The organism is Parasphingopyxis sp. (assembly GCF_028279465.1).
GTDB lineage: Bacteria > Pseudomonadota > Alphaproteobacteria > Sphingomonadales > Sphingomonadaceae > Parasphingopyxis.
In genome coordinates, this window is the sequence record NZ_JANQNS010000018.1 from 44952 (window position 1) to 63704 (window position 18753).

12 protein-coding genes are annotated in these 18753 nt (G+C 60.8%); 9 read left to right on the forward strand and 3 right to left on the reverse strand.

All coding sequences use genetic code 11. The features are described 5' to 3' along the window. Window positions 1–5: 5 nt before the first annotated feature. Window positions 6–812 (forward strand): alpha/beta hydrolase, encoded by an 807-nt coding sequence (locus tag Q0974_RS14450; protein ID WP_299329095.1) that lies wholly within the window; start codon window positions 6–8, stop codon window positions 810–812. A 134-nt stretch (window positions 813–946) separates the two neighbouring features. Here Q0974_RS14450 and Q0974_RS14455 read toward each other — a convergent pair whose 3' ends face one another. The 3 genes from Q0974_RS14455 to Q0974_RS14465 form a co-directional block, all read right to left on the reverse strand. Then, window positions 947–1780 carry a MaoC/PaaZ C-terminal domain-containing protein gene (locus Q0974_RS14455; RefSeq protein ID WP_299329097.1) on the reverse strand — a complete coding sequence of 278 codons (834 nt, stop codon included), beginning with the start codon at window positions 1778–1780 and terminating at the stop codon, window positions 947–949. A gap of 513 nt (window positions 1781–2293) precedes the next feature. After that, window positions 2294–4771, reverse strand: a complete 2478-nt coding sequence (locus tag Q0974_RS14460) for an FtsX-like permease family protein (RefSeq protein WP_299329099.1) — start codon at window positions 4769–4771, stop codon at window positions 2294–2296. After that, the gene (locus Q0974_RS14465) at window positions 4768–5427 is read right to left on the reverse strand and encodes an ABC transporter ATP-binding protein (protein ID WP_299329100.1); all 660 of its coding nucleotides are present in this window, start codon (window positions 5425–5427) and stop codon (window positions 4768–4770) included. Before Q0974_RS14465 ends, Q0974_RS14460 begins: the two co-directional genes overlap by 4 nt. 135 nt (window positions 5428–5562) lie before the next feature. Between Q0974_RS14465 and Q0974_RS14470 the strand changes: the two genes are divergently transcribed. From Q0974_RS14470 to Q0974_RS14505, 8 genes are all read left to right on the forward strand, one after another. Further along, window positions 5563–6240, forward strand: coding sequence for a response regulator transcription factor (locus Q0974_RS14470; RefSeq protein ID WP_299329102.1), 678 nt, complete (start codon window positions 5563–5565; stop codon window positions 6238–6240). Window positions 6241–6314: 74 nt separating this feature from the next. Then, window positions 6315–7469: a HAMP domain-containing sensor histidine kinase gene (locus tag Q0974_RS14475; protein WP_299329104.1), complete on the forward strand. Its 1155-nt coding sequence runs from the start codon at window positions 6315–6317 to the stop codon at window positions 7467–7469. Window positions 7470–7520: 51 nt separating this feature from the next. Next, window positions 7521–8327 carry an alpha/beta fold hydrolase gene (locus Q0974_RS14480; protein ID WP_299329105.1) on the forward strand — a complete coding sequence of 269 codons (807 nt, stop codon included), beginning with the start codon at window positions 7521–7523 and terminating at the stop codon, window positions 8325–8327. A 15-nt stretch (window positions 8328–8342) separates the two neighbouring features. Next, entirely contained in the window at window positions 8343–8468 is a 126-nt protein-coding gene (locus Q0974_RS14485) for a hypothetical protein (RefSeq protein WP_299329107.1), read from the forward strand. 74 nt (window positions 8469–8542) lie between these two features. Next, window positions 8543–15073, forward strand: coding sequence for an autotransporter domain-containing protein (locus Q0974_RS14490; RefSeq protein ID WP_299329108.1), 6531 nt, complete (start codon window positions 8543–8545; stop codon window positions 15071–15073). A 27-nt stretch (window positions 15074–15100) separates the two neighbouring features. Continuing rightward, a complete protein-coding gene (locus tag Q0974_RS14495) occupies window positions 15101–15274 on the forward strand; it encodes a hypothetical protein (RefSeq protein WP_299329110.1) in 174 nt (57 codons plus the stop codon). 74 nt (window positions 15275–15348) lie between these two features. Further along, window positions 15349–15885: an ECF-type sigma factor gene (locus Q0974_RS14500; protein WP_299329112.1), complete on the forward strand. Its 537-nt coding sequence runs from the start codon at window positions 15349–15351 to the stop codon at window positions 15883–15885. Between the two features lie 2 nt (window positions 15886–15887). Continuing rightward, window positions 15888–18230: a serine/threonine-protein kinase gene (locus Q0974_RS14505; RefSeq protein ID WP_299329113.1), complete on the forward strand. Its 2343-nt coding sequence runs from the start codon at window positions 15888–15890 to the stop codon at window positions 18228–18230. The last annotated feature ends 523 nt before the right edge of the window (window positions 18231–18753 follow it).

The following is an 18753-nucleotide window of genomic DNA, read 5'->3' on the forward strand; positions in this document are numbered from 1 at the left end:
CGATTTTGACCATTCACGACGTGAAAACCGACAATAACCTGTCGACACCGGTCGAAATTACGGGCTCGGGCGAGGCAGTCATATTTCTTCACGGCTTTCTGATGTCGCCCACCATGTGGCAACACAGTGCCAACCATTTACCGGACGGCTTCAGTGCGGTCGTGCCGGCCCAACCGGGACATGGCGATGCTGACGCCGCGCCGGATGGTTTTGCAATGGACGATTGGGTTCGCTGGCTGGTCGACATCCTCGACGCAACCGGGAGCGAGGCTGCCCATCTCGTCGGCCATTCGATGGGCGGCCTGCTGGCGCTCGAAGCGTCGGTGCAGTTTCCGGAGCGCGTCAGATCGCTATGCCTGATTGGCATGCATGGCGCGCCATGGAGCGAGGAAGAGCGCTCGGGGTTTGTCGATTTCGTCAAAGCGATCGGCGGCGACTGGTCAGACGAGATCGCGCAAGGCGTCGCCGCGGCGATGTTTTCGCCCGTCTTTACCGAGAGCCGACCGGACGAGATCCGCAAATGGTCCGCAACTGTTGCGGCGTCGAATCGCGCGGGCCTCTTGTCGATTGCCAAAGCGCTGGCAGAAAGGCCTGATCGAAGCACCGAGTTATCAGCGATCGCCGCGCCGGCACTGGTCGTACGTGGCGAAGACGATGATAACATCCCGGAGGAGTCTGCCATGACTTTGGCCGAGGAAATGCAGAACGCGCGCTACCAAAGTATGGCCAAGGTCGGCCATTGTCCGCCAATCGAAAGGCCTCGCCGCTTCTCGGCTCTGCTGAACAAGCAGCTCAACAGAATTGTCGATTAACGCACGCACAGCCTTGCATGCCCTCCGGCATAGCCTGCTGGGTTTCCTAGGTTACACCGTAAGACGGTAGAACACCATCTACAATCGCTCGAGATGCGATCAGCTCGTCTAGCGCATGGCGCACACCGCAAAGATCAGCTGCGCAACCGCGCCTCACCATCCGCGATGACCGTGCTGCCCTGAGCATCGACGACCGCGAACACAATAGCGCCGTCCGACGATGGCGATACATAGTGCAGGCGCAGCATCGAACCGGGAAAAGCCATGCCCGTGAAGCGGCCAGACAGCGCTTCGAGCACGCCCGTGTGAGTATCGGCGAAATGCGCGGCGATAGCCTTGCCTGCAAGCGCCCAGGTCGCCGTCCCATGCACAATAATGCCCGGCAGACTGGCCGCACGGGCGATGGCGGGTTCAGTATGGATCGGGTTCCAGATGCCCGAACACTCCGTGTAGCGATGCGGCAGCCAGCGGTCGATCGGCAGCGCGATCTCGCCATCGAATTGCCGCGGTGCGGGCCGCTGCCGAACCCTTGTCGGCTTACCCTGAAAGTCGGAGCCCCGGCACAGGGCGGTGGACACCGTCTCCACCACGATTTCATTCGTCTCGGCATCACAAGTCGTCATCGTCGTTTCGACAACGCCGCCCGCACTGCTGTTGTACGCGCCGGTGATCTCAGCCTCAACCCGATAGGTACGCCCGGCATGCAATGTGCCAGGAAAACGCGAGGACTGGCCGGCATGGACGATCCGCAGCCGCGCCTCGCCATCGAGCCCGAGATGCGCATGGCCGGCAGCGATGACGAGCCGCCATTCGAGCGCCACGGCCTGGAGCGGCGAAGCATTTGCCGCGCGCTCCTCCAGCTCGACCACCTCGTCTATGCCAGCCGCGAAAGCGAGTGTCATACGCTGCGTCAGCGCGACTTCGACGGGAACGAGCTTCGTACCAACGATGTCGGGATTGAGTGGCATCTAGACCCTTATGGCTGAACAGAAGATATCAACGCTGCACTTGTTCGAAAATTTAAGCTCAAGACGCAACAGCGCATCGTCGTAAAGTCACCATGCAATAACCCGACGATCGCCTGAAGTGATGCACGCAAAGGTCTGCTTGCCGGCTTCCAGTAGACATTGGCAAGGCCGCCAAAGGATTGCGCGCGAGCGTCGCACCCGTTTATCGCCTCAGGCATTATACCATCGGCGAAACAGGGTCACGAAGCTGTCGCCAAGGTTCGCCTGCAACGGGTTTGATGCTTCCCATCATAGGCGATCATCAACGGACCAAAACCCGATGAAACATTATCTCAGGCTAGAGGGCAATTCCCACACCAAAATCGTGCCTAAAAGAAGATCCGCCAGAATCCTTGATGAGGCCCTTAGGATCGCCAGTTCGAAGCACCCGAGCACGGTTCCGGATACTTGATAGTGCAGCACTCGAACCCGCACCTTAACCTGCTGATATGATCAGCTGACGCGGCCGTTGGACTATTGTCCTTGTAGCAATTCTTGAATTGATCCCCTCCGACTGAAGCTGCCAGCAAGCGCCATGAAGATGAACAACATGAGAGCGATCGCCGCCAATGTCCCTGCTACCCAGAGGGGCGAGAAGCGGAAGGGCAAGCCGAACTGACTTTCGAAGATCAGCGTCCCGGCAAGCCACGCGCCGCCGATCGCGCCGAAAGCCGCCAGCGCACCGGTCAGGGACCATTCTGACAAGCTGAGCCGCGCGACGTCGCGCCTGTCAAAACCCATCGTTTGCAGCAGACCGTCGCGCAGGCGGTCATCGGCTTCGAACCCTCTCACCGACGCGGCGATGACAAGCATGGTGAGCAGCAGCACGAAGGCGGAAAAACCGACCGATACCCGTTTGACCAACGCAACGATGCGATCGAAGCGTTCGGTTATCTCCTGAATTGGCTCGAGTATCAGCTCCGGATGCTGCACCCACAGGCCGGGCAACGCGTCCCATGCGGTTTCGGGCAATTCCATCGTGCCCATGAACAGTGTGGTGCCGGGAATGTGCGGGCGTGCGGTTTCGGGAACTTGGAACCAGAATGTGATCGAGCTGGCACCCGGTTGGTAGACATGGCTGGAGACCAAGGTGAAGCGGCGCATTTCGCCGTCCACGCTGAAGTCCAGCGCATCGCCCAGTTCGAGACGCAGGTCGGTCATGACCTCCTCCTCCACCGAAATCCGGTCCCACGAGGCAGTGCCCGCATCCCACCACGATCCGGCGACCACGCGATTGTTAGCAGGCAGCGGATCGGTCCAGTGGAGGCGAATGGGCTCCTGCATCGTCGCAAGCGTCTCGCTCGGCCCGCCGGCATGATCGGCAAGCGGGCGATCGTTGACGCGAACGAGCTGGGCGCGGACAAAGGGGCGCAGGCTGCGTATCTCGCTGCCGGTCTCGCGCGCCCATTCGTTCAGCGCCGCCACATGCGCCTCGCTCGCCTCGGCGATGACGAGATTGCCGTCATGCGTGCGGCGCTGCTCTTCGAGCCGTTCGCCGATCTGACCGAGCAACATTAGTGTGACAAGCAATAGCAGCGCGCTCGCTCCAAGCCCGACGACTTGCGCGGTCTTCGATGTGATCCTGCGCCGCATGAGGAACACGACGAAGGGCAGCAATCCGCCCCTGCGGCCAAACAGGCGATCTCCCAGCCACAGTGCGGACCAGGTCACGAGGACGAGCAACACGATCCCGGCGGCAACGGCGGCAAGGATCATCACCGTCAGCAACCAGTTGTCGGTATAGGCCAGCGCGACGGCCGACACGGCGGCAGCCCCTGAAACCAAACGCAGCGTGGCCGGTGTCAACCGGCCTTCGGAGCGAATCAGGCTCGAGACAGAGGCGCGCATCAGGGGGAGGATGAAAGGCAACTGTAAAAGGATGGCGAGCAGGGCCAGCAAGCCAACCGTCTGCGCCAGCGCGGCAACCGGCCAGACTGGCGCGATGCCGGGGAAGGTATCGTCAAGGATGTCGAGCAGCGCCAGCTGCCCGACCGCCGCGAGAACGGCTGCGACCAGGCAGGCGCAGAGAAAGCCGATCGCCCATTGCGCCAGCATCATCGCTATACCGCAGCGGAGTGTCACGCCGAAGCTCTGGTAGAGCGCGAGGCGATATTGCATCGCTTCGAGCCAGCGCCTGTTGGTCATGTCGAGCGCGACCGCGCCGAGAATGACGAAAGTGACCGAAAGCAAGCCGAAGAGGTTTTCGACGCGCTGCCAGAAACTGGCGAGCGGATGGTCTCCGCCGCGTTTACTGAGGAGGCGTGCGGCCGACAATTCACTGCGCTGCCAGTCGCGAATGGCCGATTCCTGCGCCTCGCTCGCACCGATCAGATAGCGAAACCGCTCGCCTTGCATACCGGCCGATGCGCTATCGAAGGTGCGTTCGTGCACCATGGCGCGCATCGCCACGCTATGACCTTCCATCAGCCGGTCCGGTTCGTGTTCGAGGATCGCATCGACCCGAAGGGCGGTATCGCCGAACGTGATCGTCTCTCCGACCCGTGCCCGTAGTACCCCTGCAAGCCGCGGACCGAGCCATATCGCTCCGGGCTGCGGATGGGTGGCCCGATCGGTGGCGCCACCGAGGACACGGCTGACGGTGACTTCGCCTTGCACCGGATAGGCATCGTCGACGATCTTGAGCTGCGCGCGCTCCCATTGCTCGCCATGGGTCAACACGACTTGCATGGTCGCCGTGCGCGACAGGCTTTCGGTGTGCCGGGCAAGCTCTTCCATTTGGACAGTGGAAAGCGGCACGAAGCTCTCCAGCACGACGTCCGCGCCGAGCATCTGATCGAGATTGTCATTGAGATAGGACTGGATCGAGGCGCTGGCGAGCGTGAGCGAGAGCAGGAAGAATGCGATCAACCCCTGCACTGCGAAAGCGATCCGCCCATCGCCGCTCTTCAGGTCGCTGCGCACATTTTCCAGGATGAGCGATGCCGAGGTCATCGAATTGGCTCCAGCCGCTTATCGCGCAGCATCCAGCCGGTATCCGTGCGGCTGGCGAGCGCCTCGCTATGAGTGACGACGACCATGCAGCAGCCGCTCTCACGTGCGCAGTCGAACATCAGGTCGCTCACCGCGGTGGACGTCACCGCATCGAGATTTCCGGTCGGTTCGTCGGCGAAGAGGAAGGCTGGCTCGCTGATGAAAGCGCGCGCGATGGCCGCGCGCTGCTGTTCGCCGCCGCTCAGCCGAGAGGGCTGGTGTCCGGCCCGACCCTCCAGCCCGACCCGCGCCAGCCAGTTGCGTGCCTTGTCCTGCGCATCGGGATCCCCCTTGAGGCGCAGCGGCAGGGCAAGATTGGCGAGCGCGTCGAGCTCGGGCATCAGGTGGAATTGCTGGAACACAAAGCCGCTGCGCGCCCTCAGGCCAACCGCATCGACCTGCCTGCCATCGACATGGAAGGTGACCGCGCCCCGTCTCGGCTCGTCGAGCCCGGCCATGATCGTGAGCAGGCTGGACTTGCCCGCGCCCGACGGGCCCACGATCGCATGGCTGCGGCCCGCTTGAAGTTCGAGCGACACATTCTCGAACAGGTCGATGCGATCGGTCCCGGTGTCGAAGAAATGGCCGACATCGGACAGTTTGATGCGATTCTGCATGGTGACTTCCCTTCCCGGAAAGCGGTTAGCCGGGGCCATGTCAAATGCGCGTCAAAGCCGTGAGGTTGACGGTTTTTGACATGTATTTGACATTCGATCCGACAGCGTGGGACTGCTTGTCTGGGGAGAAGGCGCATGCGAGTGCTCGTGGTCGAGGACAATCTCGATCTGCAGGCGAATATCGCCGAATATCTCGAGCATGAGATGGATCTCGATTTTGCCTATTCAGGGGATCAGGGGCTCGATCTGGCAACGACGAATTTCTACGATGTCATCGTCCTCGACCTGAAGCTGCCGGGACGCGACGGGATCGATGTGTGCCAGGCATATCGCCGGGCTGCGTGCCAGCAGGCGGCGATCATCATGTTGACTGCACGTGACACGATCGAGGACAAGGAGGCCGGTTTTGCAGCTGGCGCTGACGATTATCTCGTCAAGCCCTTCTCGCTCAGGGAATTGCGCATACGGATCGAGGCGCTGGCCCGCCGTCCGAAGCCCCAAGCCTCCACGAAATTGACCGTCGATGACCTGACGCTCGATCGCACGCGCAACACGGTCTCAGGCCCCGCCGGTTCGGTGCATCTACACGCGAAGGCAGCGCAGATGCTGGAACTGATGATGGAAAACGCACCTGATCCGGTGGCAAGCGATCGTATCGCTTATGCCTTGTGGAAGGACGAACCGCCCGATTCCGGGGCACTGCGGACGCATGTCTACCACCTGCGTCGCGCGCTTGCGCAGATCGGCATGGCCGACCGGATCGAGACCGTGCGCGGCAAGGGTTACGCGCTTGCGCCCGAGAGGAGCGGATAATGCGCCGTCCCGTCCGCCGACTTGTCTTCGCCACATTCCTTGCCTCGGCTCTCACCAATGCCATAATTTTCCTGTTGCTGATCGCGCTGTTCGGGTTCGATCTCGAGGACGACATTTTCGACGACCAGGTCGCGAGCGCGGCCGACCGTCTCGCCGCAAGCGACATGCGGGAATTGCAAGGCTCAGGAACGGTCTCCGCACTCGACATGACCTATTATGTGGGGCGTGTGGATATGCCCGAATGGTTGCTGGAGAGCGCTCCGGTGAGGCAGGACGCCGAACGCGGCGAGATATTTGCCGAGGAGCGGGGTCATTTTCACCTTGTCACGCGCACGTTGGAAAACGGCCAGCGGCTTTACGTGCTGTTCGATGCGCGCCCCTTCATTCGTTCGACACCGCAGCTCGCTTCCTATTTGTTGATCGCACTGGTGATGGCGCTCTTGGCATTCCTCGTATCGCTGCTGTTCCTGCGCCGGATGATCGCCAGCCTTTCCGAGCCCCTGGAAAAGCTGTCCTCGCGCATATCCTGGACCACTGCGGATCTCGCCGTGCCCTACCCGGTTGCGGACAAGGCGCCCGAAGAAGTGCACCTTCTCGCCGAAGCGCTGCATGCGCGCGATCGGCGCATTGCGGGCCTGCTGGACCGCGAACGTGCCTTCAACCGTGACGCCAGCCACGAATTGCGCACGCCTCTCGCGGTGGCGGTGGGAGCATTGGAGTTGATCGAGGAAAAATCAGACGAGTCGAGAGCTTTGTCGCGTCTGCGAACCGCACTTGCCGACATGCAACGTCTCGTCGACGGTATCCTTTGGCTGGGGCGGGAGCCGAACGGCGGCGAGAGATGCGACGCCCGCTCGGCAGTGCAAGCCTCGATCGACGCGCATCGCCATCTGCTGCGCGATCGTCCATGCGATATCCGCGACGACGGGGGCAACGCGGTCTCGATGCCTGTTCCTCTGGAGGTCGGCCTTGTCCTGATCGGGAACCTCGTGCGCAATGCCGTGAGCTATTCGCAAGATGGACCGATCAAAGTGCTGATCGAAACCCGTAGCATCACGGTGCGTGACAGCGGTAGCGGGTTCGGCCAGACCGACAAGGGACAGGAAGGCTTCGGCATCGGCCTCTCGCTGGTGCAACGCCTCGGCGACCATTTCGGCGTGACCCTGTCGATCCGCGCGCGCCCCGAAGGCGGGACCGACGCGGTGCTGCAATGGCCACCCGCCATTTGACGCGCATTTGACCGCACGACCGCTAGGCCGCTCTCCAGAAGGAGATTTGCCATGCGTTTACTGATTAGCCTTTTCCTGTTTCTCGCCCCCGCGTTGGTCGCGGTAACGCCGGCCTCGGCGCAAACCCGTATCCTGCAGCTAGCCTATGAAGCCGAAGACGGCGCGCCCGTCACCGGCTTCTTCTACCGCGACGCCGAAACCCCCGACGACGCTCCCGTCGCCCTGCTGATGCACGGCCTTACCGGCTCGGCCCTGCAATGGCTCGCCACCGACAATCGCAGCTATGGCGATGAACTGGCGCTGATGCTGCTGCGGCGCGGCTATCGGGTTGCCGCGCTCGATGCCCGCGCGCACGGCGCGCGTCCCGAAAGCGCCAACCCCATCGCCCGCGTCATGGCTGCGCGCGAAGGCGACACCGGAGCCTATCGCGAAATGATCACTGAAACGATCGGCGATTACCGCCAGTTGCTCGACTTGATGGACGAAGAGGCGGGCGGGCCGACCAATGTCCTTGTGGTCGGCTACAGCATGGGCGCGCAGATGGCGACTTGGCTGGCCGCCGAGGATCCACGCGTCACCCATGTCGTCACTCTCGTGCCCCCGGCCGTCGCGAATGTGCCCGAGGTCGCCCCGCTGGCCGCCGCGCCCCGTGTCGATCGACCGTGGCTGCTGATAACAGCGACCGACGATGTCTTCGCAACCCCGGAACAGAACATGGCCCTGGCCGAAGCGGGCGGGGAAATGGTCACGCAGGTGTCCTTCGAAAGCGGACATCGCCTGCCCCAGACCTATATCGGCGTCATCGAAGCATGGTTGCACGAGCATGACCCGCGGTCGAATATTGACAGCAACGATTAGTCCCGGGAGGGCGGAATGCCTGCTTATCTGGTCAGTAAATTTGCCGCCAATGACCGAAAGCGGACGCTACAACACAATGGCTTCTCCATTCCGTTTCGTCTGCCGCAACCCCGCAGCCTGAATTTTCTGAAAAATATTTGAGCAGTTTTTCCTCCCGATTGCGCCGTTCTTGGTGAGGCGCCGTTTTTCTCGGTGCCGGACCGGGAGGACAAGGCATGATTATCGGCGGGAAACTGGGATTTCGGGCATCGCTAAATCAGGGCGCGGCATTGGCGGCGATCGGGGCGGCATTGGCAATCGCGCCGGGCGCGGCGTCGGCGCAGCAAACGGTGCCCGGAACGAGCGGCAACTGCCCGATCGTCGCCGGCGAAGCGATCTGCGAAGGCGATCTCGAAGACGGCGTGATCAGCAGGCCGACCGACCCGGATTTCGACAGGATCGTTGTGCGCAACCCGACAACCCCGATCGCGCCTCCCGGCTATGCGGGCATCGATATCCTCAAAGACAATGGCGATCTCGATATCCTGATCGAAGAGGGCGTGGTCATCAATGTGTTCGACGATCCGGGCATTGCCGGCCCGGCGCAGGGCATTGTCGCGATTGCGCAGAACGGGTTCGATCTGCGCCTTGAGTCAGCGGCCGATATTACGGCGGATGGTAATGGCATGGCAGCACTTGGCATTGAAGCAGTAGCGCAAGGTGGTGGCAGGGTCGATCTGATCAACCAGAACGGAGATATCGAGGCTGTCACGACGGGTGACAGCGCGATAGCGCTACAGGGGCGTGGGGTAAGCGTATTCGTAAGCAACTCCGGCGGAAACTTGACTGCAAGATCCAATGGTATTGGAGAGCGTGACGCCGCCACGGCCGGAATTCTTGCAATCGCAAATGGCGGAAACTTTACGATTCTAAATGACCTAGGCAACATCTCGGTGGAAACCGGAGTGGGCACATTCGATACGGATTTCAACGGTATTGCAGGGGCCATCGTCGGCATTGCATTTGCCACCAATCAGGGCTCGAGCATCTCGAACACCGGAAATCTATCGGCGATTGGCCCGCAGACTCACGGGATCGTTGGCTTTGTTGAATCAAACGATCTCAACTCGCCTGCCCAGGCTCTCATTGTCAGCGGTAATGCGCCTGACGATACCTCGATTTCGACCGACGGTATCGGCAGTTTTGGCATTTTGGCGCAGGGGCGCGGCGATATTGTCGTCCTTTCGGTAACAAACAACAGCGCCATCGACATGACCGCTACGGGCGGCGCATCGACAGGCATATTCCTTCTGAACCAGGCCGATGCGGGCCGGTTGGAAGTTATCAACCAAGGCACGATCACCGGCACAGGGGATACGCTGCGCGGCATCGACGCATCGACCGCCGATGCGTCCAATACGGGCGACTACATCTTCGATATCACCAATGAGGGCGACATCACGCTCGATGCGCCGCTGGGTTTTGGCATCACCGCCTTTGCGACGCGCGATGATGCCATCGATGCGACCATCAATACTAGCGGCAATATCGATCTGAGCGCGACGACTGACGTACAATCGATCGGCATCGCCGCCAGCTTTGGCGAGGCTGACGCGACCGCTACGGGCGATGGCGACAGCATAGTGACGATCACCAATAGCGGCCGGATCGATATGGGCGCGGGCGTGGCGATTGCGGCTCGTGCGGATCAAGTGAACTTGATCGACAACGCCGGAGCGCTGATCACGACAGGCGATCAATCCGATATCGTCCGGCTCGGAAGCGCCGGAGGGCCTGCGCAAATTGACGCGACCTTTGTTCAGACCATCCTTGGCGCTGAAGGCAACGAGTCCAAGGGGATTGTGATCGAACCTCTGACCGACAATTCCAACCTGCGTCTGGTTCTGGACACGGTCGTGCTCACCACCGCGGGCACTGAAAGCAATGGTGTGTTGGTGGAGCAACTGGATTCCAGAAGCGCCGCTGAATTGGTCATCAACAACTCGATTATCTTTGCCGGTGGCCCCAATGCCAAAGCGGTCAATATCGACGCCATCGGCGAAGGCAGCGCCTTTACCTTTAACATCAGCAACTCGACGATCTCCACTGGAGGCGGCCCTAACAGTGACGCGGTGCAGATCGGAGGAATCGAGGGCCAGACTTCCACGATCAATGTGAACCTGCTCGACAACTCGCTGTCAACACTGGGCGATAACAGCGCGGCCTTCATTATCGAGTCCTTTATTCAGAACGATTCTGTCGGGGTTTTGACAATCGGTCGATCGGACTTTTCGACCTCGGGCGATGACAGCGGTGCCATCATTGTTGGCTCCGCCGCTTCGGGGCCGATCGATCCCTCGGTACAAACCATCACCATCAACGACTCAACCGTGACAACTGACGGGGATCGAAGTGTCGGCATCTCCGTCGACAGCCAGATGGACGGCGTGACCGATTCGCTGTTCTCGATCCTCCTGACCGGCACTGAAGCCGCCACTCTTGGCACTGATTCTCACGCGATCGAAATCCTTGGCTTGCGCAATCGCGATCCTGGTGCGGTGCGAGACGCGACGGAGATCACGATCGGGGCGAGCGAAAACATCACCGCCGCTGGTGCTAATTCCGACGCTATTCGCATCGTCAATGCCGGGCGTACAGCGATTCTGGTCAATAACGGCGCGACCATATCGGGCGGAACAGGCGATGCGGTGGCGATCCGGTTGCTGGAAGCCAGCAACAATGACGGGTTGCTCGATGCGGTCGAGGCCGAAACGACTGTCCTGAAAGCGCGGCTTTCCGACCGGGCGATGAACCTGATCACCACCTATATCAACAGTGTTGGTGTGCAGACGCCCTCTGCCGTCGGTGGCGGCGCATCGGGAGCCGATCCGATTACGGTCGATCCGTTCGACTTCACACCGTTCAACCAACTGATGGAAGTGGACGGTGCCACGGTCGAATCCATGATGGGCGCGGGCGCGATTGTCAGCGCGTCTCCACTGGCGCTGGGGACGTCGAATGGTGCGATTATTCGCACGGGCGGCGATGATGCGGCAGTCATCTCCGCCAGCGAAGCGATTGCGCTGGTCGCCAGCGATACGACCTTCTCCAGCGTGGGCGATAGCGCGCCGCTGTTCCGCCTCACCGAACTCAATGCGGGTGATGGCACCGGCTTCTACGCAGCGATGACCGATATCACGGCCACGACCACCGGCGCGAACAGCGATGCCTTGGCGCTGGGCGGCGGGGTGTCGGACAGCATTGGCGCGCTGTTCCTGACCGCGAACGACCTTGCCGACCCCAGCGTGGTTTCAACCACGGGCGACGGGTCCTCCGCGATCAGCTTTGACGCGCCCGATGGTTCGACCTTCACCGGTGCGATCAGCCGCAGCGAGATATCAACGGCTGGCGCTGATGCTGCGGCCATCCTGCTCAACACTGGTAATGCCGGATCGACCAGTCTGGAACTGCTCGACGCGCTTGTGAGTACGACCGGCAACGGCAGCGACGTGGTGCGGCTCAACACCGGCGGGCTCAGCGACTACACCTTCATCGTCGCCGATTCCGAGCTAACCAGCGCAGGTGATGAGAGTGTATTGGTGCGGGTTGCTGGACGTGAAGGAACGAACGTTGGCAGTCTCGTGATGATCGGAGGAACGCTGAGCAGCTCTGGCGATGGTTCGGGCGGGATTGATGTCGAAAGTGACCAATCGACGGGCGGCTCCTCAATGACATTCTTTATCGGCGAAAGCAGCATCGCGACCGAAGGAGATGAGGCCGATGCCCTTTCGTTCGAACGCACCGCTGGTGACGCAGGCGGAACGGGTGCCACGTTCATCTCCTACACTCTCGACGCAACTGAGTTCTCAACGCTGGGTGCGAACAGCGACGCGTTCTTCGCAGGTTCGATCTTGAGCGACAGTGTCAGCACTACCACCATCACCAACAGCAGCTTCAACACCGTCGGCGATAACAGCCGTAGTCTCTTTGCAGAGGCGCTGGGCGAAGGCAGCGCGACATCGCTCTCCATAGTCGACAGTGTCTTCAGAACGGAGGGCGCAAACAGCACAGCTCTTACGTTCAACGATGGCAGCGTGTTCGATGTGATCGACCCAGCGAATTTGTCGATCTCCACATTCGACATTGCGACTAGCACGATCAGAACGCTTGGCGGCAACAGCCGCGGCATAGATGTCGCGACATTAGCGGGCGATAACTCGACGACCGTCATCACGATCAGCGACAACCAGGTTTCGACGGCAGGCGCGAACAGCGATGCGATCAGCATCGGCACCCAGGCCGCTGTCGGGAGGGTCGGTTCCTCGCAAACGACATCCATTGGCCAAACGGAGATCATGACCACCGGAGATGATAGCCGCGGGATTTTCTACGGCGCCATTCGTGATGGCTTTGTCGCCGATGACTTCAACATGGACGGTTTGTCGACTGGTGATGCGCTGATCTTCACTGGAGACAATGTCATCGTGACATCTGGCGCGCGGTCGCACGGGATGGAATATGCGACGGTCACTGGCGATTTCGTCGACGGTATTGTCGATATCGTTGAGGCCGGAAGCACGATCCAGACGCGCGGCGACAATGCTATCGGCATCCTATTCGGCGGTGTCGAAGGGGTGTTTGTCGATAGCGCCGCGACTGATGTAAGGCCGATACTCAGTATGTCCTTTGCACCGCTATCGCTTTCGACTGAGGGCGACGGTTCGCACGGCATCCAGATCGGCGATGTTCCGGCGTTTGATGTGGCCGACAATACCTCCCTCACGCTCACAATTCTCTCCCGCACGATCACCACCAGCGGCGATGGCGCGCATGGCGTGGTGATCGGCAGCGGTTGGGGCGATGCGAATTCGGACACCAACTTTCTTGAGCCGGGTTCAAACCGCTTTGCTTCGATTAGTGTCGAGGGGATTATCGACGTCTCCGGCGCAGGATCGGACGGGATTGTCTCCTCAAGCCTCATCAACGACTTCCAAATCACCGAGGATGGCAGCGTCACGTCCGCCAATGGCTTTGCGCTCAACTTCTCCGCGGTGGATGAGGGGCAAACCGTCCTCAACGCAGGCGAAATCGACGGTGATGTGATCTTCGGCGGCGGCGACGATGTGTTCGACAGCTCGGGTATCTTCACCGGCAATATCGATATGGGCGGCGGCGCGAATGCGATCTTCGTGCGCGCGGGCGGAGTTTTCAACTCGCTCGACGAGATTCTGCTCGGCGATGGCAATGCGATCACCATCGAAGGCGATATCGCGCCGGGCGGCGACGGGCCGTTGCAGGTCACTTCGATCGGCAGCGCGCTGGTCTTCGAAGCAGGCTCGCGCTTCCTCGTCGATATCGACGGCAACCTGGCCGATGGCGCGCTGGCGAATACCGGCGCATCCGACCGGCTGGAGGTGAACGGTAGCGCGAAGCTGAACGGCGGCACAGTCGTCGTCTCCTCGATGACGCCCGAAGAAGATTTCGGCTCGCGCACCGAGTTCCAGGTCCTTTCGGCGACGGGCGGCGTGACCGGCATGTTCGACGGTATCGAGGACGATCTTCCCTTTCTGACACTGAGCCTTGAGCATGGTGCGGACAATGTGCGGCTCGCCGCCGAACGCGCGATGACACCAACACCGCCTCCGCCGCCGCCAACGGGCGGACCGACACCCCCGCCCCCTGCCCCGGTCGCCTTTGCCAGCGTCGCGCAAACGCCGAACCAGGCATCGGTCGCCGGCGCGTTCGACCGGCTGGAAGCGGGTGCGACAGGCGATCTCGCCGCTGTCATCGACCAGCTGATCTTCTCGAACACGAGCCAGGCGCTGACCGCGTTCGATACGGCCTCAGGCGAGATTTACGCCGCGCTGCTCAGCCAGGCGGCGAGCGACGGGCTGACGCGGTCGCAGCGGCTGGTCGCCCGGGCGCACGAACCCTATGGCGAAGGCTGGGGCCTGTGGACGAGCATCGTCGGCAGCGACGGTTCGGTCGATGGCGACGGCAATGGCGCGGATGTCGAGCATAATGATTACGGCTTCGATATCGGCATCGATTATCGTGGCGCGGGCAATCGCTGGGCGGCGGGCGCGGCGCTTGGTTATATCGATGGCGGCGTCGATGTCGACGATCGGCTCAGCGATGCCGAATATGATGGCTGGCATCTCGGCGCCTATGCGCGCTACGGCAGTGGCGGCGCGGGTGTCACCATCGCCGGCGCAATCGACTATGCAGAGACCGATGCGAGCGTCGATCGCCGTATCCGCGTCAACACGTTCGACCGCCACGCGCGTGCGAGCGTCGATGTCGAGACCTTCGCGATTTCCGGCGAGGCTCGCTACGGTATCCCGATCGGCAATGGCTGGACAGCGGGACCGATCGCCTCGATCCACCATGCGAGCGCCGATCTCGGCCGGTTCGCAGAAACAGGCGCAGGCGATATCAGCCTGGTCAGCGCCGATGCTTCGGATGAGATCACGCGCTTCGGCGGCGGCCTCTTCGCCAACTGGCAGGGTGCGCGCGGCGGCGTCGATTTCAGCGCGCAATATGTCGACGGCCACAGCAATGTCGCGCAGGCGAACATGGCGTTTGCAGGCGGGCCCGGCACGATCTTTTCGGTCCGTAATCCGCGCGTCAACGGCTCGGCCGGGCTATTCACGGCCGCGGGTCGCTACGAAATCGGCAATGGATGGTCGATCGGCGGCGAGTTGCGTGGCCTGCTCGGCGAAGAACAGAGCATCGCCGGTTCGGCCACTATCGACTGGCGGTTCTGATTGATCGGGCACGAGCGGAGAACGGGCATGGCCGCACCCAATCCAACGATCGAACGAGAGGTTCTCAAGCTGCTCGAGGAGGCGCTCGAACAACCCGAGGATAAGCGCAAGACATGGCTGGCGCTGAAGTTGAAGGAGCGGGAGCTGGTCGGGCAGCGGGTCGAGGACCTGGTGGCCTTTGCCAAGCGCAGAGGGTTGTAGGGCGCGCTAAATCCCTTGGAATCTCGAAAAATCTCTGATTATTCTTGTAAAGGTCGCGATTCAGGGGGGTGTTCATGGATCACAGCGCGCTCATGGCCGACTGGCAGTCCGGCGATACCGATGCCGGCGACTCCGTCATTCGCGATATCCATCGCGAACTGGAAGCCATTGCCGCGGCCAAGCTGGCGCAGGAAGCCCGCTCGTCGCTGTCCACGGGCGACCTAATAAACGAAGCGGTGATCCGCCTTTCCCGTCTCGACCGGATGGAATTCAAAAGCCGCGCGCATATCCTCGCTCTGGCGTCGCGGATCATGCGGCAGATCCTTGTCGACCAGGCCCGCCGCCGCGATGCCGACAAGCGCTATCACACCAAGGTGACGCTGCAGACCAATATCGGCGAATGGCAGTTGCCGGTCGAACTGCTGGCGCTCGATATGCATTTGGAGGAGCTGCGGGCCATCGATCCGCAACGCGCCAATATCGTGGAGATGCGCTTTTTCGGCGGCATGTCGATGACGGACATTTCAACCGTGCTCGATATCTCTGTGGCGACGGTAAGGCGGCGATGGCAGGTTTCGCGCATCTGGCTCCATGACAGGCTCAGTCACTGACGATGGATCGCCGCGATCCGGAAATCGAGCGGGAGGCGATGGCCGCTGTCGAAGAGGCGCTGGATCGGCCATCGAATGAACGCGGCGATTATCTGCAATCCCATGGAAGTATAAGCAAACGCGCCCGCTCGCGCGCCATCGAACTGCTCGCGAAGAAACCGGTGGCAACAGGCAGGCTGATGACGGGCGGCGCGGCTTTGCTCGACGATGAAGACGAAGACCCCGAAGATATCGGGTCATACCGAGTGCTGCGCCTTATCGGTCGCGGCGGGATGGGTAATGTCTATCTAGCCGAAAGGGCGACGGACGATTTCGATTTCGTCGTCGCAATCAAGCTGATCAAACAGCGGCTCACAACGCGAGAAATGGTCGAGCGCTTTCGACGCGAGCGGCAAATTCTGGCTGATCTGAATCATCCCAATATCGCCCGGCTTTTCGATGGAGGCGAAACCGAAGACGGCGCGCCCTATTTCGTGATGGAATATATCGATGGCGAGCCTGTAGACCAGTGGCTCGAAGGGACTGACAGGCCGATCGAAAGCCGGATCGCTGTCTTCGAGCAGATTTGCGACGCCGTAGAAGCGGCCCATCAGCGCCTCGTCATTCATCGGGATCTGACACCGCCCAATGTGCTGATCACGGATGCCGGAATCGTGAAGCTGATCGATTTCGGCATCGCGCGCCCAGATGATGGAGATGCGGCGCAAGATGGCGCCAATTCGGCTTATACGCCTGGCTTTGCTGCGCCCGAACAGCGCGATGGCGGCGAGGCAACGACGCTTTCGGATATCTATGCACTTGGAAAGCTTCTTGAATTGCTCGCCGGTGCCGATGCACCGCGCGAGCTGATAGCGATCGCGAACAAAGCTGCATCCGAGAATACCGATAGGCGCTACCCGTCAGTTTCCGCTCTCACCGAAGATATTGAAAACCATCGAACATCGAGACCTGTTTCCGCCATGCATGGCGGGCCAGCCTATCTGTTCGGCAAATTCGTGCGGCGGCAGCGCCTGGTTGCAATTGCAACTTTAGTGGTGGCGCTGGCTGTTTTGACAGCGCTCATCCTTGTTAGTCTGGCTTATCGGCAGACCGAGCTGGCCAGGGCGGAAGCCGAAGCGAACCTTGCCGATACCCGCGAACTGGCGAGCGCGATGATGTTCGACGTGTTCGACGAAGTCAGCAATCGACCAGGGAATTCAGAGGCGCGCTTGATGCTCGCCAGAAATGCGCAGCGCCATCTCGAGGCGTTGGCAAGCGATCCGGACGCGTCTTATGAAGCGCGGCTTGCGGCAGGGCGAGGCTTTTACCGTCTTGCCACCGCGACAGGTACTTTGGGTGCAGCCAATGCCGGCGATCTGTCAGGCGGCATAGCGCTGTACGAACGGTCCGCATCAATACTCGAGGATCTTTATGAAGAAAGGCAGAGCGACGCTGTTCGCCTCGCCCTTGCGCGCAGCCATATCGGACTCGCGCGCGACAAGTTGCTTACTTTTATCGATACGCAGGCAGCCCCGGCGCACGCCGAACGGGCTCGCGCACTGTTGCTGGAGATTGCCTCACCGTCTGCGGAGGTGATCGCCGAGTATACACGCGCAGAGCGATACCTTGCCAATGCACTGGCCTGTTGCAACGACGATGTAGTAGGCGGCAATCGCGCGATCCAGCATGCTATCTCGCGTATCGAGAACGCGCCCGCCGACGTTCGTGCCGACATAGATGTTCGGCGCGCCTATAATGATCTTGTGAATATGTCGGCTGGTTTCCGGATCGTCATGGGCAGCTATGCGGATGGTGTCGCGCCGTTCCGAAGGGCGTTGGCTGCTCAGCGGCGACTCGCCACCGAGACGGGACTGCCCGTCGATCACCGGCTGGAGGCGACCATAGCAACCAATCTGGCGCGAACATTGCTGCAGCTGGATCGCAGCGAGGAAGCTGGTCGTATCATCGAACCGACCTATCAGCGCGCACTGCGTTCGTATCGAGCCGATCCCGAAGACAATGACCTGCAACGCCGGCTGGCGATAACAAGTATAGCGCGCGGCTGGGTTACAGCGGAGAACGGCGAACGCGAGGCGGCAACGCGCGACATCGAGCAGGGCCTCAGACTGGCACGGCTGAGCGAGAGGTCAGGCGGCCCGGGCACAGGGCCAACGCTCAACTATGCACACCGGCTACAGGAGGCTTCGGAAGCCTATTGGGCTAACGGCCAAATGGCGCAGGCCTGCAACACAATGCGTCGCGCAGCATCTCTCTATCGCGGCTATGCCGAGCACAACGACCTGCCGATGACATCGCTCCGATATCGCATTGCGCCGATGGAAGAGCGGCTTGCATCATGCTCGTGACATTGTTTTTCCGGATAAACACAATCTGTAGCTAAATGAGCCCGCCTCGGGCGCAAAGCGGGCACAATGCCAAAGCTGGCGGACATTCGACTAGCGCGCATCAGTGGCGAGTTGACCGATGATCAACCGAAAAATTCCATTAAAGTATTGATTTTATTAAATATTTTTGGCGGAGAGGGTGAGATTCGAAATAGAAGAACAAGACATTGACATAAAAAATTACTCATGTTTCCATACGTCCAGCACCATGTTTGATACCACGCCGGACCTATTCTTCACGATGAGACTATTTCCTGCCATTTCCGTCCACGGATGAAGTATCCATCTAGATCGAAAAATCTGCCTTCTTGATTGGCAACCATCGCCTCTCAAACTTTGGCTCCGCCAGCTAGCTTCCCAACGAGGGAAGACTCGTCATAGCGCATCACCTAACGAACCGGCTTGTACGACACAGACAATCTAGACATCGATCTCAGTTCAATAGCGGCTGGTAACTCAGGGTTTTGCGCATTTCGCATTACGG